The 21,097-nt window shown below is 34.1% G+C and carries 16 protein-coding genes; all 16 read right to left on the bottom strand.

Translation table 11 applies throughout. The features are described 5' to 3' along the window. Positions 1-190 precede the first annotated feature (190 nt). A complete protein-coding gene (gene cydB, locus MKX45_RS04900; protein WP_340816861.1) occupies positions 191-1,186 on the bottom strand; it encodes a cytochrome d ubiquinol oxidase subunit II in 996 nt (331 codons plus the stop codon). Next, entirely contained in the window at positions 1,186-2,661 is a 1,476-nt protein-coding gene (locus MKX45_RS04895) for a cytochrome ubiquinol oxidase subunit I (protein WP_340816860.1), read from the bottom strand. The genes cydB and MKX45_RS04895 overlap by 1 nt, the downstream gene beginning before the upstream one ends. Before the next feature lie 714 nt (positions 2,662-3,375). Beyond that, positions 3,376-4,869 carry a peptide MFS transporter gene (locus MKX45_RS04890; protein WP_010905519.1) on the bottom strand — a complete coding sequence of 498 codons (1,494 nt, stop codon included), beginning with the start codon at positions 4,867-4,869 and terminating at the stop codon, positions 3,376-3,378. A 225-nt stretch (positions 4,870-5,094) separates the two neighbouring features. Beyond that, positions 5,095-6,897: a glycoside hydrolase family 13 protein gene (locus tag MKX45_RS04885; protein ID WP_039114875.1), complete on the bottom strand. Its 1,803-nt coding sequence runs from the start codon at positions 6,895-6,897 to the stop codon at positions 5,095-5,097. Between the two features lie 89 nt (positions 6,898-6,986). Then, the gene (locus tag MKX45_RS04880) at positions 6,987-9,389 is read right to left on the bottom strand and encodes a glycogen/starch/alpha-glucan phosphorylase (protein WP_340816859.1); all 2,403 of its coding nucleotides are present in this window, start codon (positions 9,387-9,389) and stop codon (positions 6,987-6,989) included. A gap of 88 nt (positions 9,390-9,477) precedes the next feature. Continuing rightward, positions 9,478-10,914, bottom strand: a complete 1,437-nt coding sequence (glgA, locus tag MKX45_RS04875; protein WP_025016851.1) for a glycogen synthase GlgA — start codon at positions 10,912-10,914, stop codon at positions 9,478-9,480. Positions 10,915-11,005: 91 nt separating this feature from the next. Beyond that, positions 11,006-12,145 carry a glucose-1-phosphate adenylyltransferase subunit GlgD gene (gene glgD / locus MKX45_RS04870; RefSeq protein ID WP_014570453.1) on the bottom strand — a complete coding sequence of 380 codons (1,140 nt, stop codon included), beginning with the start codon at positions 12,143-12,145 and terminating at the stop codon, positions 11,006-11,008. Continuing rightward, the gene (locus MKX45_RS04865) at positions 12,135-13,277 is read right to left on the bottom strand and encodes a glucose-1-phosphate adenylyltransferase (protein ID WP_012897406.1); all 1,143 of its coding nucleotides are present in this window, start codon (positions 13,275-13,277) and stop codon (positions 12,135-12,137) included. Before MKX45_RS04865 ends, glgD begins: the two co-directional genes overlap by 11 nt. Positions 13,278-13,377: 100 nt before the next feature. After that, positions 13,378-15,381, bottom strand: a complete 2,004-nt coding sequence (locus MKX45_RS04860; RefSeq protein WP_340816858.1) for a 4-alpha-glucanotransferase — start codon at positions 15,379-15,381, stop codon at positions 13,378-13,380. 215 nt (positions 15,382-15,596) lie between these two features. Then, positions 15,597-16,568, bottom strand: a complete 972-nt coding sequence (gene nusB / locus MKX45_RS04855; protein WP_017864275.1) for a transcription antitermination factor NusB — start codon at positions 16,566-16,568, stop codon at positions 15,597-15,599. Continuing rightward, positions 16,561-16,962: an Asp23/Gls24 family envelope stress response protein gene (locus tag MKX45_RS04850; protein WP_021722362.1), complete on the bottom strand. Its 402-nt coding sequence runs from the start codon at positions 16,960-16,962 to the stop codon at positions 16,561-16,563. The genes nusB and MKX45_RS04850 overlap by 8 nt, the downstream gene beginning before the upstream one ends. Positions 16,963-17,108: 146 nt before the next feature. Beyond that, the gene (gene efp, locus MKX45_RS04845) at positions 17,109-17,666 is read right to left on the bottom strand and encodes an elongation factor P (RefSeq protein ID WP_003129623.1); all 558 of its coding nucleotides are present in this window, start codon (positions 17,664-17,666) and stop codon (positions 17,109-17,111) included. A 131-nt stretch (positions 17,667-17,797) separates the two neighbouring features. Next, positions 17,798-18,856 (bottom strand): aminopeptidase P family protein, encoded by a 1,059-nt coding sequence (locus MKX45_RS04840; RefSeq protein WP_003129622.1) that lies wholly within the window; start codon positions 18,854-18,856, stop codon positions 17,798-17,800. A gap of 100 nt (positions 18,857-18,956) precedes the next feature. Then, complete coding sequence (rsmA, locus tag MKX45_RS04835; protein WP_023188909.1) at positions 18,957-19,841, bottom strand: 16S rRNA (adenine(1518)-N(6)/adenine(1519)-N(6))-dimethyltransferase RsmA; 885 nt, start codon at positions 19,839-19,841, stop codon at positions 18,957-18,959. A gap of 110 nt (positions 19,842-19,951) precedes the next feature. Beyond that, entirely contained in the window at positions 19,952-20,572 is a 621-nt protein-coding gene (rnmV, locus tag MKX45_RS04830) for a ribonuclease M5 (RefSeq protein ID WP_017864273.1), read from the bottom strand. Further along, a complete protein-coding gene (locus tag MKX45_RS04825) occupies positions 20,550-21,083 on the bottom strand; it encodes a DNA topology modulation protein (protein ID WP_023188911.1) in 534 nt (177 codons plus the stop codon). Before MKX45_RS04825 ends, rnmV begins: the two co-directional genes overlap by 23 nt. Positions 21,084-21,097 lie beyond the last annotated feature (14 nt).

Below are 21,097 nucleotides of genomic sequence, written 5' to 3'. Positions count from 1 at the left end.
ACCAACAAAGCTGACAGTTCCTAAAATCTGCTCATAGAATTTCTGTCAGTAAAATAAAATTCCTCAGTTCCTTTCTAAAAAATTTAGGTCAGAAAAATTTTCCTGACCATAATATGTAGTTGTCTTAATTAATTATATCAATTTACAAACTAATCTGAAAATAACTGGTTCAACCAGTTATTTTCATGTTTTATTTTTTAAGTCTTTTTCTGAAAATGAAATAGGTCCAGCCCATATAGATGAGTACAAATGGTAAGATAACCAGAGTAATGATCGTCATTGTTTTCAAAGTATAGCCTGTTGAACTAGCATTTTTAATCAAAATACTGTGAGCAGGGTTAGTTGCAATCATTACACGTGGGAAAATCCCTTGGAAAATCAATGCAACAAGGGCAATGAAAGTCAAACCTGAAGCCAAGAAAGCAGACATTTCTTTTCCTGCACGAACAGATAAATGTGCCACAAGAGTTAGAATAACAATCAAAGCAAGTAAAACTAAAGTTCCAATAAAATGTTTTTCAAAGAAATCAGTGAAAATAGCTAGCAATACAGCAAATACAACTTCACCAGCATAAAGAACAAAATAGAGGATATTAGCTATCTTTGCAGCTCTCTCACGCAAAGCTCCCTCTGTTTTCAAAGCTAAATAATTTAAGCCATGAAGCCAAGCTAAGAGCGTTACAGCAACACCACCAACGACTGACAAAAAGTTAACGTAAGTAGTAAAAGTAGCAGTCACATTTCCTTTAGCATCCATTGGAACGCCTTGAATCATACTTGTAAACATCAATCCAAAGAGAAATGGAATAGCAAAACTTGCAACGCCCAAAACTTTTGTCCAGAGCATTTTTCCTTTTTCCGTATGTGAGTGATGACGAAATTCAAATGTTACTCCCCGGAAAATCAAACCTACTAAAATCAAAAATAGAATAAGATAGAAACCAGAGAACAATGAAGCATACCAATAAGGGAATGAAGCAAACATTGCCCCACCGGCAGTTAATAACCAAACTTCATTCAAATCCCAAACTGGGCCAATTGATCCGATAGCTTGTTCAACCTCACGTTTGTCCTTGGCAATTGTGATTGCACTCATTCCTACACCGTAGTCAAAACCTTCGAGGAAGAAAAAGCCACTAAATAATACTCCAACAATAATAAACCAAAAAAGTTGTAATCCAGTCATTATTTATCCACCCCTTTCTCATCAGTTTCTTTTTGAATTTCACTATCTTCTTTTGATGAAGAAGCAAAATTTTCTTGACTAAATGAATCTAAAGAAACATAAGCTGTTTCCGCTCCTTCTACTCCTTGTTTCATTCTTTGAAGCGTAAAGTAAACCATTACAGCACCAAGGAAACAGAACAGGAAGAAATAGACGATATTTGAGAATAAAAGTGAACCGACAGAAACATTTGGTGAAACTGAATCTTTGATTGTAAATAAACCATAAACTGTCCAAGGATAACGACCAAGTTCAGTAACTAACCAACCTGAGGTAATCGCAAGGAAAGGTGCAAATAGCATCCAACGATAAACTTGTAAGCCAAATTTATTTTCATATAGACTTGGTTTTTTCTTTCTAGTCCAAAATAGCCCCAGAGCAGAAAGTAAAATCATTAACATTGATAGACCGGCCATAATCCGGAAAGTCCAGAAGAGAAACGTTACTGGTGGGAAGAAATTTCCGCCAATTTCTTTAGCTACATCAGGATATTTCTTTTGAAGTTGAGCGTTAATTTCATTCATCCCTTCAACCGAACCGCTTGGACGGTGATAAGTCAGAATTGAAAGCATATAAGGAATTTGAATTCCAAATACTTCTTTGTGGTCAGCTTCATTAAAGAAGGCAACCATATCCCAAGCCGCAGGGTCAGGTGTTGTTTCATAAACCCCTTCAGTTGCAGCAAATTTCATAGGTTGAGAGTTTTTAACTTCAATCATTTGTTGGTCACCAGCAACAAAGTTACCAACTGCACCGATTAGAGCTACTAAAAGTCCTAAACGTAAAACTGGTTTAAACATATCAATTTCACGATTTTTAAGAATTTGATAAGCTGAAATACCAGCAACCACAAAACCACCAGTTACAAGGAAACCTGTTGCCACGTGGCTAAATTCCAAAATAGTTTGAGGATTTGTCAAAAGGGCAGAGAAACTTGTTAATGTTGCTCGTCCACCTTTAACTTCATATCCCACTGGATTTTGCATCCATGAGTTTGCCGCTAAAATCCATAAAGATGATAAGAAGGTCCCAACAAATACAATCCAAAGTGTTGCATTGTGCAATTTCTTACCCAATTTATCCCAACCAAACATCCATACTCCAAGGAATGTAGATTCCAAGAAGAAGGCAAGTAAGGCCTCAACGGCTAAAGGTGCGCCAAATATATCACCAACATAGCGGGAATAATCTGACCAGTTCATTCCAAATTGAAATTCTTGGATAATACCAGTTACGACCCCTACTGCAAAGGATAAGAGCATAATTGATCCAAAAAATTTCGTCCGTTTTTTCCATTTTTCATCACCAGTTTTCACATAGATAGTTTCCATGATCGCTGTCATGAGAACCATTCCGACAGAAAGTGGTACAAAGAAAAAGTGGAAGATTGTCGTCATCGCAAACTGAAAGCGTGCGAGAGTTTCAATGGTAAACATTGTTTATCTCCTTATTTTTTATTTACTATATATCAAATAGATATAGACTAATTTTAAAAATATTTTTATCTAAGACTAATTTTGTCCTTGGTTTAATAAAAAAATTTATTTTATTAATAAATAAAATGAGAGAATTTTTAAAGTTAACAAGATTTTTCAATAATAATTAATAATTAAAAATATCAGTTCTAATCGTAAATCTATAACTTTTCACTATTTCTTATCAATTTATTTATTAATTTAGCAACAGAAAAACAATAATTATTTTTTCTACAGGCCTCTTCTCAGTATCTTTTCAAACACAAAATGTTCAAAGTTTTTAGTAAACTCATATTTCTTAGTCAACCACTTTTAATGGATGACCGTGCTTGAGTATCCTTACTTTGAATTTTATATTTTTAATAACAGAGTAACTGCGAGTTTTAGAATAAAAATGGCTTTGCTTCTCACCTCTATCCTCTATAAGTTTTATTTGTAAATAAGTGATTTCATACTTTATTTTAGCATTTGTGAATGTCTTTGGCCTTTTAACCAAAGGCACTAACATCTGCAAATAATTTAAAATCACGTTACACTATATTTTATCATAATGTAAGCGCAGATAAAAACGATTGATTTGTAAAAGACTTTTAACAAGTGTAACTTTTCAGACACTTCTATAGTTTTTAAAACACAAAAAACCTATCATTAAAGATAGGTTTTATTAATTACTAATTAACGAACATCTCCCATTAATTTCAAAATAGGTTTTTTGACAATAAGGAGGATAATTCCCACGATAATACCAATAATACCAGTAATCGCAAAGAAGTGAACTTCTGTTGCTGCTTTAAAGAGTGGTGTAATTTGAGCATTGATTGCTTGTGAAGTTGAATCTGCCAAGAACCACATCGCCATCATTTGTGATTGGAAAGCAACTGGAGCTAATTTTGTTGAAACTGATAATCCAACTGGTGAAACAAGTAATTCACCTGCCATTTGGACAGCAAACATCAATACTAACCAAAGAGCACTTGCACGACCAGAAGTTCCGTTCAAGAGACCTGGAAGTGTCATAATCAAATAAGAAATCCCTGTCAACATCAAACCAAGACCAAATTTTACAATTGTTGAAGGTTGACGTTCACCCAATTTATTCCAAAGACGAACAAAGATAGGTGACAAGAGAACGATGAAGAGCGGGTTCAATAATTGATACCAAGAAGGGTCAATATGGAAAGTAATTCCAAACCAAGTTGGGTCCAAATTAGAACGTGATTCTCCCCAAACCGCAATAATTGTAGAACTTTGTTCTTCAATTGCCCAAAAGACAATAGCAGAAAGGAACAAAGGAATATATGCTGTTAATTTACGACGTTCATCTGATTCTACCTTTTTAGAGGTAAACATCATTACGAAATAAATAATTGGAACAACAATACCGATAATTGATAAAACATTAATGAAGTTATTAATGAAATTAGCTGGACTTGCTTGATAAAGTAAGAAGAAACCAATAATTGCGACAATAACAACAATTGTCAATGTAATAAGAAAATTACGTCTTGCTTTTGAATCCATTGGATTTGAAGGCTCGCGTCCAATTTCTGGGAAGTGACGAAGACGTCCATACCAATAAGCAAATAATGCAAAAATCATACCGATAGCTGCAAGTGAGAATCCTAAGTGATAATTCACGCCTTGTCCAACTGTCCCAACAATCAATGGAGCAATCAGAGAACCCATGTTAATTCCGACAACAAAGATATTGAATCCAGTGTCACGACGTGAGTCATCTTTAGAATAAAGATGTCCAACCATATTTGAAATATTCGGTTTAAGCATCCCTGTTCCCAAGATAATTAAGAATAATGCCACGAACAGTGAAGATAAACCAAATGGTGTTGCTAAAGCGATGTGTCCCAAAGTGATTAAAATTCCACCAAGGAAGATTGTGCGCGAAGCGCCCAACAAGCGGTCAGCAACCCACCCTCCAACAATTGTTGAAAGATAGACAAGTGCACCATAGATACTTACAATCGCCATTGCTTGAGCTTTAGGAAGTCCTAAACCTGCGTTGTCAGCAGTTGTCAATGCATAGAGGTAATAAACCAGAATGGCACGCATCCCATAGTAAGAAAAACGCTCCCAGAACTCAGTCTGAAAAAGCGTCAATAGGCCGCGAGGTTGACCGAAAAATGTTTTTTCTGTTTTGTTTAAGTTTTGCATAGATTATATTATAAAGTTTTCTATACAACTTGTCAAGTTGTCAAACAATTTTGCCTATACAGATTCTTTGAAAAACGCGGGAAAAAGAGGGACAATAACAAAATTTCATAGATATTTATTTATATTTTCTTCTTTTCTAAAATAAGATTTAGCTAAAAAATATAGTTTTTATCATTTTTTACTGACAAATAAATCTGTCAGTAAAAAAACTTGCATCAGCAAGTTTTAAATTTTCATCTTTAATTCTAAATTTGTTTTTCCACTAATCACTTTTTCTGTCAGTAATTTTTTTAATTCTGGTAAGAATTTCAGATTTTGTAAAAAAGTAATTTCTTGAACTTCTATATTAAGCTCATCTTCACTCGGATTAATGAGTTCAACAAAAACTTCTGAATCTGTATATCGCAATATTCCTAACAACCTGTCAGTAAAAAAAGTTGAAAACTCTCCATATTTCAAGCTATTTTCTGACAGACGTTTTTGCGTCCAACTTTTATAAACATTGTAAACATTGGGTGAAATGTTATCCCAAGGAAAATATTTACGATTGTCAGGGTCTTTTCCACCTGACAATCCTGCTTCATCTCCATAGTAAATACAAGGAATTCCTGGTAATACAAAAAGCATTGCTAACGCTACTGACAAATTCTTTTCTCCAATCATTGTCAAAATTCGTTCAGTATCATGAGTCCCTAGATTGTTTAAATTATTATAAAAAATATCTTTAGGATAATTCTCTTGCAAAGTCATCAATTGATGAGCGACATCTTGACTAGAACGATGACCATTTAATAAATTAATAATTAAATCACGAAACGGATAATTCATAGCAGCTTGCAAACTTCCACCAAGAATATAATTTCTTCTTTTTCCATAAGAAATTTTGTTGGAAGCATCTTCCCAAATTTCACCAATCAATATCTTATCTGAATAAGAGTCAAGATTTTCTCGAATTCCTTTAATAAATGAATCAGGGAGTTCATCAGCAACATCCAGACGCCAACCATCAATACCCAAGTCATTCCATTTAGCTAAAACAGAATTTTTCTCACCATAAATAAAATTGCGAAAAGAATCATTATCTTTGTCTATTTCAGGCAAATCTTTAATTCCCCACCAAGATTTATACTCAAAAGGATAATTTTCAAATTTAAACCAATCAAAATAAGGTGAATCAGGATTTTTAGCTGCTCCCTCATCATCGCCATAATCACCATTAATATTGAAATAAAGCGAGTTTTTTCCTACATGAGAAAAAACACCATCCAAAATCAAATGCATTTTTTCTTGATGAAGCAACTGAATCAATTCTTCAAAATCTTCCTGCCTACCTAGCATTGAATCAATTTTTAGGTAATCATTCGTATCATAGCGATGGTTACTTGTACCGGAAAAAATGGGATTAAGATAAATCGCATTGATTCCCAGTTCTTTTAAGTAAGGAATTTTTTTAATAATTCCTCTTAAATTTCCACCGAAAAAATCCCAACGTGCAATATCACCATTTTCTTCTTTAACATAAAAAGGACTATCCGTTTTTCTTCCATAGATAAAAGAATTGGGTTTTGGATGATTGATTTGACCATTTTCATTTCCATTATAGAAACGATCTGGGAAAATTTGATAGAAAACTGCTTCACGATACCAGCTGGGAGCTTGGTCTTCTTTTTCAAATACAGTCAGCTGATAAGGTTTAACATCATTTTCATCAGTATATAGAAGTCCCTCTCCTCCTATGCCAGAACAACCATAAAATCGCCTAGTTTCTCCCAAATCCGAAGACTCGACTATTTCAAAATGATAAAAGTAAAGTCCTGACTCTTCATCAAAAGGAATGGTAACTCTAAAATTCCCGCCTGAATCTTTGGTCATAGAAAATTCATAACGTTTTCCAAAATCACGTCGAATTACACATGTCACAAGTACAGAAGGTCGGTCAGTTGTAAAACTCAAGTTCATTGAGTTTCCAACCTTGATGGCCCCAAAAGGTTGTTTATAATCTAAATTCCACGGATTATAATAATACATCTAATTCTCATTTCCTTTATTAACACTTAAGGCTAAAGGCTCCTAAAATTTACTCTGTCAGTAACAAAAATTTCTGTCAGTAAATTTCTTCATTCTTTTTTAGCCTTTATATACCAAATGTCATCAGCATATTCCCTAACTGTTCGGTCAGAACTAAAACGTCCCACATTGGCAATATGCATTAAACTTGCTTGAGTCCATGCTTTTTGGTCACGGTAAAGTTTTTCAAGTTCAGCTTGTGCCCGAACATAATCATTAAAATCACGAAGTACAAAATATTCATCATTATAAACGGTGAGCGAATCAAAAATTTCGCAACCTTCACTTTTAATATTTGGCACCGTTCCGTCAATTAAGGCATTCAAAATTCGATTAACTACTGGATTTTGCTCATAAATATCACGCGCATTATAATTACCATTGCGATAATATTCATAAACTTCATCCTTAGTCAGCCCAAAAACAAAATTATTTCCATCCCCTGCCGCTTCAAAAATTTCAATATTTGCGCCATCAAGTGTTCCAATGGTTAAAGCACCATTTAGCATAAACTTCATATTTGAAGTTCCAGATGCTTCTTTAGAGGCCAAAGAAATTTGTTCTCCAACATTGGCTGCTGGGATAATCACTTCCGCCAAACTTACATTATAATTTTCCATAAAGACAACTTTGAGTTTATCTTTAATCGTTTGATCATTATTAATCATATTTGCTATTTCGTTAATTACTTTAATGATAGATTTAGCATAATGATATGAAGGAGCCGCTTTTGCCCCGAAAATAAATACTCGAGGAACCATATCTAATTCCGGATTATCTTTCAAATCAAAATATAATTTTAGAATATGCAAAGCATTTAACAATTGTCGCTTATAAGCATGCAGCCGTTTTACTTGAACATCAAAAATCGCATCAGGATTAACCGTAATTCCATTTTGTTCTTTAATCACCGCAGCCAATCGTAGCTTGTCATCAAATTTAGCTTTTTGAAGTTGTTCAAGTGTTTTTTCATCATTTTTAAAATTTTTCAGCAGCTTCAATTCATCTAAATCATGACGCCATGATTTACCAATTGTTTCATCAATAATTCCAGACAAGCGTTCATTTGCAATCTGAATCCAACGACGGTCAGCAATTCCATTTGTCTTATTATTAAAACGTTCAGGATAAATTTCATAGAAATCATGAAGTTCAACATCCTTTAATAAATCAGAATGCAATTTGGCTACGCCATTGGTTGAATGTGAACCAATGATTGACAAGTTGGCCATATGAATTTGTCCATCTTTGATAATTCTCGTATTATGCACCAGCGTTGCACCCACCTTAGGAAGCAACTCAGCCGTACGTCTCCGGTCAATCTCCACAATAATTTGATAAATTCGGGGCAAAAGTTGTTTAATCATCTCTTCTGGCCACTTTTCCAAAGCTTCCGATAAAATTGTATGATTGGTATAAGACATTACCTTAAGGGTTGTATCCCAAGCTCGATTCCAGCCCACTCCATATTCATCAACTAAAAGGCGCATGAATTCTGGAACACAAAGTGCAGGATGCGTATCATTAATATGGACAGCAATATAATCCCCAATTTTTCGAATATCTTTTTTTTGTGTTCCTTTATAGTGGTGCAAAATTCGTTGAAGTCCAGCAGAAACAAAGAAATATTCTTGCTTCAAACGTAAAAGTCGCCCATCATAATTAGAATCATCTGGATAAAGTTCAGCAGAGAGCATCGAAGTTTGTCGCATATAATCCAAATTTTGAAATTTAGGGTCTAATTCCTCTGGCACTTCTGAGCGCCACAGACACATATTATTGACCGTTGTATTTTCAAAACCAACCATGGGCGTATCATATGGAACAGCTAGAACACGTTCCTGGTCCTTATAATGAGGAATAAGATTTCCTTTTCCATCATCTTCTAACCAAACTTCACCACCAAATGTTACTTCAACTGCTTTGTCTGCTCTACGTACTTCCCAAGGATTCCCATTATTTAGCCAAGAATCAGGTAATTCTACTTGGTAACCATCTACTATTTTTTGTTTGAATAATCCATACCGATAGCGAATGCCATTTCCATTTCCTGGAAGCCCCGTTGAAGCTAAAGAATCCATGAAACAGCTAGCTAAGCGCCCCAAACCTCCATTTCCAATGGCCATATCAGGTTCTATCTTAGCAACCTCATCCAGTTCAATTCCAAAATCATTTAACCCTTCTCGAACGGTATTTAAAATACCTAAGTTAAGTAAATTTGATTTAAGCATTTTTCCTGGTAAAAATTCAATCGAAAAATAATATGCTTGTTTTTTTCCAGTTTCATCCTTATATTGATTATCGGCTACCCAAATATTAGCATAGTAATGTTTCACAACAGATGCCAATGCATCATAAATTTCTTGATAACCTGCTTTTGTCAGGTCAGTCGCAAATTTTGAAGTTAGACGCTCTTCGAAATCTTGCTTAAATTGTTTTTTAGAAAGTTTCAATCGTCGCTCCTTTATTATTCTCAAACATCTTTTATTTTAAAATGAATTCTACCACAATTTAATCGCAAGCGCAATCGTTTGCGAGATTTTATAATTCTTGATAGAGTTCAATGTATTGTTGAGCCTTCGTTCCCCAAGAAAAATCTTTACTCATTGCTGATAAAACCATTTTATTTAAGACTTCTGGTTCTTTTCCATAAACTTCAAGTGCACGATTAATCGTCTCCAATAAAATCTGTCCTTCAAAATCAACAAAACCAAATCCTGTTCCTTCTTTGCTAATAGGATTAAATGGAATCACAGTATCTTTCAAACCACCAATTTCATGAACGATTGGTAAAGTTCCATATCTCATTGCAATCATCTGTGATAGGCCACAAGGTTCAAAAGCAGATGGCATCAAGAAGAAATCAGAACCAGCATAAATTTCCTGAGCAAATTGAAGGTCAAATGCAATATTTGCTGACAACTTATCTGGATATTTTTGAGAAAAATCTCTAAAACCTTCTTCAATTTCAGGGAAACCTGTTCCTAGTAGGACAATTTGAACATTTTCTTCCAATACTTTTTCCAACTGACTCAAAACTAAATCAAATCCTTTTTGATTCGTTAAACGGGAGACCATCCCAATCAATGGAACATTTGGATTCAATGGTAATCCTGTTCGCTTTTGGAGTTCTGCTTTCATTTGACCTTTACCAGAAAGCTCTTCCTCGCTGAAATGGTAAGGAATTAATATATCATTTTCAGGATTATAGATATCATAATCTATCCCATTTAAAATTCCAGAAACTTTTCCATCTACATATTGCAAAATCGATTCTAAACCACAACCAAATTCTGAGGTCTGGATTTCCTTAGCGTAAGTTGGCGAAACTGTATTAACCCGATCCGCATATAAAATTCCTGTTTTGAGCATATTTAGCATACCATTATGACGGACCACTCCTTCAAAATAGCGCTCCATTCCCATACCAAAAAGCTCACTTAAAGCATCTCCATGCATCAAGCCTTGAAATTCAATATTATGAATGGTTAGTACTGTTTTAATTTTTTCATAGGCCTTAATCCAGTTGTATTTTTCTTTAAGTAAAAAGGGAACCATTGCAGTCTGCCAATCATTGACATGCAAAACATCTGGAATGAAATCTAACTTTTCTAAGAGTTGGCAAAGAGCCAAGTCAAAAAAGGCAAAGCGCTCTCCATCATCGCCATAACCATAGAGTTGTCCCCTACCAAAATAATGTTCATTATCTAGAAAATAATACTTCACACCCTCTTTTTCTAGACTTTTAACTCCAACATATTCGTGTCGCCAACCAACATCAACAAAATCATAAAATTCATCTTTTAAAAGTGAACGATATTCTTCTTTCATTTCATTCTTAAAATAAGGAAGGATCACAGCAACTGAATCTATCTCACTTTTTTTAGCCAATTCTTTGGGCAGTGCTCCAGCTACATCTCCAAGTCCTCCCGTCTTAAAAAAGGGGGCACATTCACTTGATGCAAATAAAACTTTCATTTTTCTCTCTTTCATTTCCTCTTTAAAATATAATTCTTTTTTTGAATTTTATTCAAGAACGCCGATAAATATTATCAGCGTCATTTGTCTTCTATAAGATATCTGCGGTAACAACTGTTCCTTTAGGAATCACTACTGGTTTTTCTGAACTACCAATAATTTTGACATTATTTTCGACAACCACTCCTTTATCAATGATGGCAAATTTAACTTGAGCGCCACTTTTAACTTCAGAGTTGGTAAAAACTAATGATTCTTCAATTAAGGCATCATCTTGAATCTTAACTCCACGAGAAATGAGAGAATTTTTTACTTTACCATTGATAATACAACCAGAACCTAATTGACTATTCTCCACTTTACTATTCTCAGAAAAATAAGTGGGAACTTCATTTTTAATCTTAGTATAAACAGGTTGGCTACTATATAAAAGAGATGTAAAATTTTGGGGGTCGAGCATGACCATATTGGCATCATAAAATGACTTAATATTAGTGATATTACTCATATAACCTGTGTATTCATAAGTATTCACATCATAGTTCTTCATATAAACACGAATGAGACGGGCAATTGAAGTCAATTCTCCTATATCTTGCATCTCTTTTATAAAATTAATCAACCAATCGGTGTTCACGATAAAGAGATTCAAACAAAGGGCTTCTTTTTCTTGGGGATTTTCTAATTGATTAACATAACAGTTACTCATTTTCCCTGATTCATCAAAACGAAGAATAGTATCATACTCACTTGCTAAATCTGGAGAAACTTTTTTATAAACGGTGGTTATTTCCTTACCTGCCAATTTATGTATTTTAAGAACAGCCGTTAAATCGACATTACAAATAAATTTACTGCCCAAAAGAACTGTATATGGTGCTTTAGATTTACGCAAAAAATTTAACTGTTGAGCAAAATAATCCTTACCTTGTTCCCTTAAACGGTCAAAATCTTGTTGAATATAGACAAAGTAACGACTATTAAAGCCATCCAAGCCCCATTCGCCACCTGAACCTAGATGGTCAAAAACAGATTGCGTTTCTCCTTCATTAAAGGTCATAAAAATATTATCTACATGGGCATTTGATAATGATGACAATGGAAAATCAATCAAACGATATTTACAATCAAAAGGAAGAGTAGCGATTGGACGAACCTCTGTTAGGGGGCTTAAGTGTTTGCTTGAAGAAATATTTGAGAGGATTGCTGCCATTTTATTACTATTGTTCATTTTTATTTTCTCCTTTAATTTCTCCGTGACCAATCACTGCGACTTCATTTTCACCGATTATTTCTACATTATCACCAATTTTTGCATTTTCACCAATGATTGCATTTTTGATTGTAACGTTTTCCCCAATAAATGTCCCAGACATAATGAAACTGTCCTCTATCACTGTTCCTTCTTGAACATGGACATTCTGTGAAAGGATTGAATGAACAACTGTTCCATCAACGTAACAGCCATCACCAACAAGTGCATTTTTTACATTGGATTTTTCTGTGATAAACTGTGGAGCTGAAATATCATTATGTGAATAAATCCGCCAAGATTTATCTGTAATATTTAGTTCATTATTTAAATCAAGAAATTCCATACTGGATTGATGAAGAGAATCAATGGTTCCAACGTCTTTCCAATATCCCTTAAAGCGGTAAGCGAACACATTTTCCCCAGCTTCAATATAGGCCGGGATAACATCTCCACCGAAATCTTCCATTGGATTTCCTTTCGAGTAACCATTCACAAGAACTTCACGAAGCCTTTTCCAATTGAAAATATAGATTCCCATTGAAGCAAGATTTGATTTTGGTTCTTTAGGTTTTTCTTCAAATTCAATAATTCGGTCATTATCATCGGTGTTCATGATTCCAAAACGGCTTGCTTCTTCAAGTGGAACTTCCATCACCGAAACTGTTAAACTAGCTTCACGTTCTTTATGGCTTTCTAACATGGCTTCATAGTCCATTTTATAAATATGATCTCCCGAGAGAATGAGAACATATTCTGGATTTTGCTGGTCAATATAAGAGATATTTTGATAAACAGCGTGAGAGGTTCCTTCAAACCATTTAGAACCTTCTTGTGAAGAATAGGGTTGGAGAATAGTGACTCCACTATTGATTCCATTTAACCCCCATGGTGCTCCATTTCCAATATGAGCATTTAGAGTTAAAGGTTGGTACTGAGTAATGACGCCAACATTTTTTACATTGGAATTTGCACAATTTGATAAGGCAAAATCAATGATACGATAACGACCTCCAAAAGGAACAGCAGGTTTTGCAACATCTTTTGTCAATTTACCTAAACGCGTCCCTTGACCACCAGCAAGAATAAGACCAAGCATTTCAATTGCCATAATGAAACCTCCATTTTTTTCACAAAATTTTTGTTTTTTTACATATTTATTATTATTTTATAATTTATACTTTCTAATTCAAAATGATTTACTTTGAAATTTAATAGGCCCTTTTACTTTCTTTGATAAATTTCTTTAAAAATTCAGTCCAATCCTGATTATCAATCAATGTTTCAAGTTGACAATGCAATCGGTAATTCCAGTAATGGTATGGATTTGCTGGAATATTAATTTGTTCGGATTTTGCATCTTCTTTTCGCAATTGTTCACTCATTGCTAACCAATCTTGAATAGGTAAGATAACCATCATCGCATTGGAGTTTAAATGCCTTTTAACTATCTCTTGGATAATTTCTGCACTTGCATAATAAGGAGCTCCGCCATACCAACCCATGACTTCATTGTAGTAACGTTGAATTTCCTCATGATTTTCTTCCCACCAAGCTCTTAGTGGACTTGTATCGTGACTTGAAGTCGTTAGGACCGATAAATAGGGAACTTCGTTTAAAGGACTGACAAATCGATTATCTGAAGGCATTCTCTCAATTATCAAACGTAGAATATTAAGATGATTCATGACATCTGGTACATTGGCGGGAACCATTCCTAAATCTTCACCACAAGCCAACATATTCGTAGCATCTTTTAAAACTGGTAATTTTTCATAGGCCTTTTCTTTCCAAAATTCATAATTCCTTCCATAAAAATAGTCATTATAAAGTTTTTCAAGCCGTCCTTTATAGTCATCACCAAATTCTCGAAAGCTGATTGTTTGTATTAAAGAAATACGTGGATGATATTTCTCTGGATTCTCATCATCTTTTAATAATATTATATTTTCATGTAATTTATAAAGTCCTTCTCGCACCCAATCTTCTAATTGAGCTTTTTCTACTTTTTTCTGGTTATTATACTCATTTTGAAATGTATAATTTCCATTACCTATATAATCCAGAAATGTTTGAATAATCCAATCTCGATTATCTCGGCCAAAAATTTCATCAATTACCCAATCCTTGATGAAAGGATTAATAAACCGCTCGAGGCCCCATTGCCTTAATGGAATACCATAGTTATTTTCAATTTCTTCTGCTGACAAGGCAATAGCTGGTGAAAATTGGCCCAATAAACCTCTTACGGAATCCTCTGGCATCTGCCATATTCTAAAGAAACCAAGAATATGGTCCAGCCGATAAGCATCAAAATAATTAGACATGGCTGTTAACCGTTTTTTCCACCATGCATAACCATCTTCGGCCATTTTTTTCCAATTGTAGGTTGGAAAGCCCCAATTTTGTCCATTTACAGCAAAAATATCAGGAGGAGCGCCAGCTTGTTTATCAAGATGAAAAAGTTCTGGATGAGTCCAAGCGTCTACGGAATCATGAGCAATTCCAATTGCGATATCTCCTTTTAGTGCAATTCCTAATTGATGACAATAGTCAACGGCTTCTGAAAGTTGATAATGCAAAAGGTATTGCACAAAGATATACAAATCCAATTGATTACTTTCTGAAGTTAACTTTTCAAAGAAATCTTCACTATAAGTGGCATACTTTCCCCAATTCATAAAATTAGCACTTTGATTGATATCTCTTAAATACGAAAATGCCGCATAGGCCTTTAACCAATCCTCATTTTGCTGATAAAATTGCTGATAATCTTTGCTTGCTTTAAATTTATGAGCTGAGTTTTGATAAATAATTTCAGCATATTCCCATTTTAAGGCTAATGCTTTTTCATAATCTATTTTTTCTAAAGCATTTAATTCTAATTCCGCGATGAGAAGCTTTTCTTGTTGAATTTTTGTGTAAGAATCCCAAAAGATGTGAATATCTAAATAAATTGGATGCAATGCAAAAACAGAAATGGCACGATAAGGATATGAATCACGCCAGTCCATAAAAGTACTGGTATCATTAATTGGTAATAATTGAATGATGTCCATCCCAGAACGGTGGGCAAAATCGGCTAACTCTTTCAAATCTGAAAATTGCCCTACCCCACTTGAGTTTTCAGTTCTTAGTGAAAAAACTGGAACTGCTATCCCTGTATGGTAAGCTTTTTTTCCGTAAGGTTCAATTGAAAAATTATTGGTGAGCATTTTTACTCCTTAATTCTCTAAAAATAGTGTAGAATCGCAAAAGAAAACGTTTTCTTTTATTATATATCTTTTAAAAAAAATATACCAATATTTAGTGTGATTTTTCAGAAAATTAATAAGTAATGTTAAATAAGATAACTCATTAATTACAAAAGCTAGAAAAACGTAATAAAAAAAAGCTACAGATAAAATTATCGGTAACTTTTTTATTAATTTTATTTTAAGAAGTTAGTTAATACACCATTAATGAATCGGCTTGATTTTTCATCACTAAAGTCTTTTGAAAGCTCAACTGCTTCATTGACCGCAACAACATCAGGTGTTTCTGTATATAATATTTCATAACTAGAAACTTGAAGGATTGCTTGTTCAACAAGAGTCAAACGTGAAAATGACCAAGTTTTTGCCAAATATTTAGAAACATTTGCTTCCAAATCTTCTTTTTTATCTAAAACTCCATCAACAAGTTGTGTAAAGTATTCAGGAGCTTCAAGATCTTCTGGACGATCATTGTCATAATTGAGAACAAAGCGTTTTGTATTTTTCAAAAGCTCTGACAATTGTGATTGAGCATTATTTTCTGCTTGTGCTAATTGTTCATCAAGTTCTTCTTTTAAAGTGCTTGGAGTGAATAAATCACTTGTATATTTTTCAAGAACATTTTCATGAAGGAATGAGAAGGTTTTTTGGAAAGTTTCAAGAGATTGTTCAGCTGTCGCATTATCTGGAAGATTTTTGAAAAATTCTAGAACTTTTGGCGCAACAGGTTCTTCATCAAGTTCAATTTGGAACAAACGAATCAATTTCAAATTTGCCATGACACCAACAAATAAATTTGTTGCTTCATATTCATTCATTTTCTTAGCGTAACCACCAAAATCTCGCATGAAAGCAAGAGCTTTAGCAACCGTTGTTTTCTCGATATCTTTAAGTCCAAGAATTTCATAAATTTCATAAATGGCTTCTAAAGGTTGAGAAAGTCCTTTTGGAAATTTACGAACAGTAATTCGTTCATCACGAAAATCAACATCAAAACGAATAGTTTGAGAAAGTTCTTCTTCTAATTTCTCGACGTTTTCTCTAAAAGAGCTTACGACATTTGTTGCCATTTCTTTTTGGACAGCATAAGAAAATAAGACCTGGACCGCTCGTTGACGAATCTGGTGTTGAGTGAGCGTCTTAGGCATCAAAAAATCCCTCATCAAACAAGTCTTCAAGCGCTGGTTTTGGTTGTTTTTCAGTCATAATTCCGACAACGTGGATATTGACTTCATCAACAATAATCTCAGTAGCTTGGGCAACTGCTTCTTTCACTTCTTTTTGGATTTTTGTAGCAACGGCTGGTAGGCTTACACCGTAAGTAAGGTACACATATATATCAACAGCTACTTTATCATCTTTTGAGTCAATATAAACACCACGGCCTTCATTTTTCTTACCAAGGCGGTCTGAAAAACGTTTGTTACGAAGGGCGTGTACCCCATCGATTTTGGCTGTTGTAATACCGATAATTACTTCAAGAACTTCAGGGGCAATGACGATATCCCCAAGTTCTTCAGAATGTACAGTTTTTTCTGCCATTTTGATTTCTCCTTTTGTCTTTGCAAATTTTTCCAATTGGAAAAATTTCACTTACAAAATGAATTTTCTTTACTGACGAAGTCTTTAAACTTCATAAAGTTACTGACAAAAGGCTGTCAGTAACTTTTTTCAGTAATCGTACTTAATTAAGCACGTTTCAAGTATTCACCTGTTTGTGTGTTGATTTCAAGTTTTGTTCCAGCTTCAACGAAATCAGGAACGTTAACAACAAGACCAGTTTCCATAGTTGCTGGTTTACCAGAACCTGTTACTGTTGCACCTTTAATAGATGGTTGTGTTTCAGTAACTTCAAGAACAACTGTTGTTGGAAGTTGAATACCAATTACTTCTGTACCGTAGAATTGAATTTTAACATCTGTATTTTCAAGAACATAAAGAAGTTCATCTTTAACTTGTTCTACTGGAATTTCATATTGTTCGTAAGTTTCATTGTTCATGAAATTAGCAATACCATCCATTGAGTAGAGGTATTGTGCTGTTACAGTTTCAATAACAGCTTGTTCAAACTTATCTTCAGGACGGTAAGTGTCATCAAAAGTTGAACCTGAGCGTACGTCTTTAAGTTTCATACGCATGATTGTATTCCCTTTACCTGGTTTGTGATGACTTGCTTCCATAACGCGGAGAAGTTTTTCCCCATTCAAAAATGTCATGCCTGATTTAAGGTCTTTTGCTAAAACCATGTTTATGTTTCTCCTAGTATTTATAAATTTAGATATTCTGTCATTTTTCTTTTGTCAGCAATTTTTCTGTACACAAAAGAAGTGAAATGACAGGATTTAACATCTTATTTTATCACAAGTTATTGCTTTTTTCAAATAACGATAAGCTCTTTTGGGGCTTTTGTTAAGACTTCACAGCCATTTTCTGTCACTAATAAGTCATCTTCAATTCTGACTCCACCAAATTCAGGAATATAAATTCCTGGCTCATCTGTAATAACCATCCCAGCTTCCAAGTGATTTTCTGTCATTGATTGATTAAAATAAGGAATTTCATGAACATCTAAACCAAGTCCATGTCCAATTCCATGCGTAAAATACTGACCAAAATTGGCTTCTTCAATGACGGTACGCGGAACCTTATCATATTCGGCATAAGTCATTCCCGCTTTGACTTCTTTGATAAGTGCTTCATTAGCCTTACGCACGGTTTCATAAATTGTTCGCATCTTGTCGTCTACAGAACCCACGAAAATTGTTCTGGTCATATCGCTAGCATAATGTTCATAATAACAACCAAAATCAATGGTCACTGGATCACCAAATTGAATCATTTTACTGGTCGCAACGCCATGAGGCAAGCTACTTCTCTTGCCTGAGGCAACAATGGTTTCGAAGGAAATTCCGCTCGCCTCTAAATCACGCATTTTGAAATCAAGAAAATTAGCAACTTCAATTTCAGTTCGGCCCGGCTCAATGAATTTTAAAGCTGACATAAACGCTTCATCAGCAATTGCACAGGCTTTTTTTATCAAATCAATCTCTGTGTCATCTTTAAATTGGCGCAATTCCAAAACAAAATTACTTGTGGCTAAAAGTTCTAATCCTGGAGTGGCGTCAGAAAGTCTTTTAAAGAAAGCATAGTCAACTGTTTCTTCAAAAGCTATATTTTTAATTGATTCACTTGCTGACAGGTCTGTCAGTAAACTTATTGGATCTCTTGTTTCGATAATTTCAAAATCACTAATCAATCCACGCGCCATTTCACTATAACGGCTGTCTGTCATAAAAATATTTCGCTTCGCTGTCAAAAAAACTGTGCCCGCGGTTCCAGAAAATCCTGTCAGATAAAAGATATTCTTCATATCAGTAATCAATAAACTATCAATATTTTCTGTCAGCATTTTTGCTTTTAATTTTTCAATTCTCATTTTATTCTCCTTTAAATTAAGAATTAAACTTTAAAATATTTCTTCATTTTCTTACATGATAACACAAAAACGCTAACATGAGTTAACGTTTCCTTTTAATTTATTTTTTAAGCGGAAGTAGGGCATCAGCTAATTTAGCAAATTCTTCAATAGATAAGGCTTCACCACGAATTGTTGGAGATATTTCTGCTTGTGCCAATAATTTTTCAATTTCAGGTTTACTTTCTTTACCAAAAGCTGCTTGTAAATTATTCATCAATGTTTTACGACGATGAACAAAACTGCTGTGCATCGTTTTAAAGAACCATTCTTCATCTTCTACTTCAACCAATGGTGCTTCACGACGAACCATTTTCAAAATAGCTGAATCAACATTTGGTGCTGGAATAAAGACAGTTCGAGGTACAATAAAGGCTACACTTGCTTCCATATAATATTGAACAGCAATTGATAATGAGCCGTAAGCTTTCGTTTTAGGACTTGCAGCAATTCGGTCTGCCACTTCTTTTTGCATCATCACCACAAATTCTGAAAATGGAATTTTGCTTTCAATCAAATGCATCAAAATCGGTGTTGTGATGTAATAAGGTAAATTCGCAACCACTTTGATTGGTAAATTTGGATTTTTAAATTTTTGAATTTCTGAAAGTAAATCAACTTTCAAAATATCTGCCGAAACCAAGGTAAAATTATCGTAAGGTGCCATCGTTTCTTCTAAAATTGGAATCAAAGATTTGTCAATTTCAAAAGCCATCACTTCAGCTGCTTCTTCCAATAAATATTGGGTCAACGAACCAATACCTGGGCCAATTTCAATGACATTTACTTCTTTTGAAAGTACAGCGGTTTGAGTAATTTTTGTCAGAATATTATGGTCTGTCAGGAAATTTTGTCCAAATTTTTTCTTAAAATTAAAATCATGGCGACGTAAAATGTCCTGAGTACGGATAATATTGGAAATGCGGTCTATGTTATTTTCTGTCATTTTTTCTTTCTTTTACTTTTTATGTATTTTAAAACTGATATTCAGTTTTTGTCAGTAAATTTTACTGACAGAAACCATTGATGTATTCTATCGGCGATATTTATCTTCTGTCAGTAATTCTTCATTACATTTTCAATTTGTTCTTTTGTAATTTTAAACATGTTAAGTCGTTTCTTAATTTGTTTTCCATTCGCATAACCAATTCTGAGTTGCTCACAAAGAAATTCTCGACGTTTTCTACTGTCAGCGGCCATAACTAAGCCAAAGCTCATTAAATCAGTTTGTGTCAGTTCTGTCAGCACTTCTTTTTTACTGACAGAACTTCTGTCAGAGGATAGTCCTTGCGTTTTAGCACTTCCAAATTCATCAGTAACTTTTTCTCCACCAAATACTTCTGCCAAAGCCTGATTCAGTGCTTCAAAATTTGCATGCTCAACTCCTAAAGAACCTTTTCCTTTAGGTCTTGCCTCATCACGATTTAAAAACGCATGTTTAGCATTTGGAACGGCTTGCATTATGATTTTACGAATTCTTTCTCCTTGGAAATCTGGATCAGTAAAAACAATAATTCCTCGCTTATCTTCTAACCTCTTTAGTCGTTCTAAATCTCTGTCATCAATAGATGAACCTCCTGTTTCATAGGTCTCACAGTCAAAATAACGCTTAAGATTGGCTGTGTCATCTCGTCCCTCTACCACAATTACTTCATTAATTTTTTGCTTTTCTACCATAATTTGCTAAATATTTCTCTTTATCTTTTCGATTTTTAAGGATAATCACTTTACTTTCAGCATTAAATTCTTTTATTTTTTGCTCAATCTGTGGAAACTCTTTTTCAGGAAAGGTCCAAACAAATTTCAAAAATTCCAGATATTCTTTGTCCCATTTTTCTTTAAACTCTTCAGCAATATCTGGGCGATTTTTACCAAAAACACGACTCTTAATCGAGCGCTTAATCACCCGAAACGTTGTTTTTAAACGGGGTGTCTTCAACCAGATTACTTCATCAGCAAAAGGTAATCGCTCATCTAAAGTTGAACCGTAATTTCCATCAATAATCACATTTTCATTTTGGAAAATAAAAATTCTTGTCGCCTCACGTAACTTTTCTCTGGCAATTTCACTTGGATATTTATGAAAAACCTTATCTAAATGCAAAATAGGATAATTTGTAATTTTTCCTAGTTCTCTTGCAAAAGTTGATTTACCACTTCCTGAACTACCAATAATCATAATTTTCATAAAAATAGCTCCTA

Origin of the sequence: Lactococcus sp. FSL W8-0209 (assembly GCF_038006585.1) — a bacterium.
Classification (GTDB): Bacteria; Bacillota; Bacilli; order Lactobacillales; family Streptococcaceae; genus Lactococcus; species Lactococcus lactis.
Note: the sequence above shows the minus strand (reverse complement) of the source record. Positions and strands in the feature narration are given on the sequence as shown.

Coding starts and splice junctions, on each gene's coding strand:
- cydB (WP_340816861.1), bottom strand. CDS start 1,186: ATGACTGGATTACAACTTTTTTGGTTTATTATTGTTGGAGTATTATTT.
- MKX45_RS04895 (WP_340816860.1), bottom strand. CDS start 2,661: ATGTTTACCATTGAAACTCTCGCACGCTTTCAGTTTGCGATGACGACA.
- MKX45_RS04890 (WP_010905519.1), bottom strand. CDS start 4,869: ATGCAAAACTTAAACAAAACAGAAAAAACATTTTTCGGTCAACCTCGC.
- MKX45_RS04885 (WP_039114875.1), bottom strand. CDS start 6,897: ATGTATTATTATAATCCGTGGAATTTAGATTATAAACAACCTTTTGGG.
- glgA (WP_025016851.1), bottom strand. CDS start 10,914: ATGAAAGTTTTATTTGCATCAAGTGAATGTGCCCCCTTTTTTAAGACG.
- glgD (WP_014570453.1), bottom strand. CDS start 12,145: ATGAACAATAGTAATAAAATGGCAGCAATCCTCTCAAATATTTCTTCA.
- MKX45_RS04865 (WP_012897406.1), bottom strand. CDS start 13,277: ATGGCAATTGAAATGCTTGGTCTTATTCTTGCTGGTGGTCAAGGGACG.
- MKX45_RS04860 (WP_340816858.1), bottom strand. CDS start 15,381: ATGCTCACCAATAATTTTTCAATTGAACCTTACGGAAAAAAAGCTTAC.
- nusB (WP_017864275.1), bottom strand. CDS start 16,568: ATGCCTAAGACGCTCACTCAACACCAGATTCGTCAACGAGCGGTCCAG.
- MKX45_RS04850 (WP_021722362.1), bottom strand. CDS start 16,962: ATGGCAGAAAAAACTGTACATTCTGAAGAACTTGGGGATATCGTCATT.
- efp (WP_003129623.1), bottom strand. CDS start 17,666: ATGGTTTTAGCAAAAGACCTTAAATCAGGCATGACATTTTTGAATGGG.
- MKX45_RS04840 (WP_003129622.1), bottom strand. CDS start 18,856: ATGAGAATTGAAAAATTAAAAGCAAAAATGCTGACAGAAAATATTGAT.
- rsmA (WP_023188909.1), bottom strand. CDS start 19,841: ATGACAGAAAATAACATAGACCGCATTTCCAATATTATCCGTACTCAG.
- rnmV (WP_017864273.1), bottom strand. CDS start 20,572: ATGGTAGAAAAGCAAAAAATTAATGAAGTAATTGTGGTAGAGGGACGA.
- MKX45_RS04825 (WP_023188911.1), bottom strand. CDS start 21,083: ATGAAAATTATGATTATTGGTAGTTCAGGAAGTGGTAAATCAACTTTT.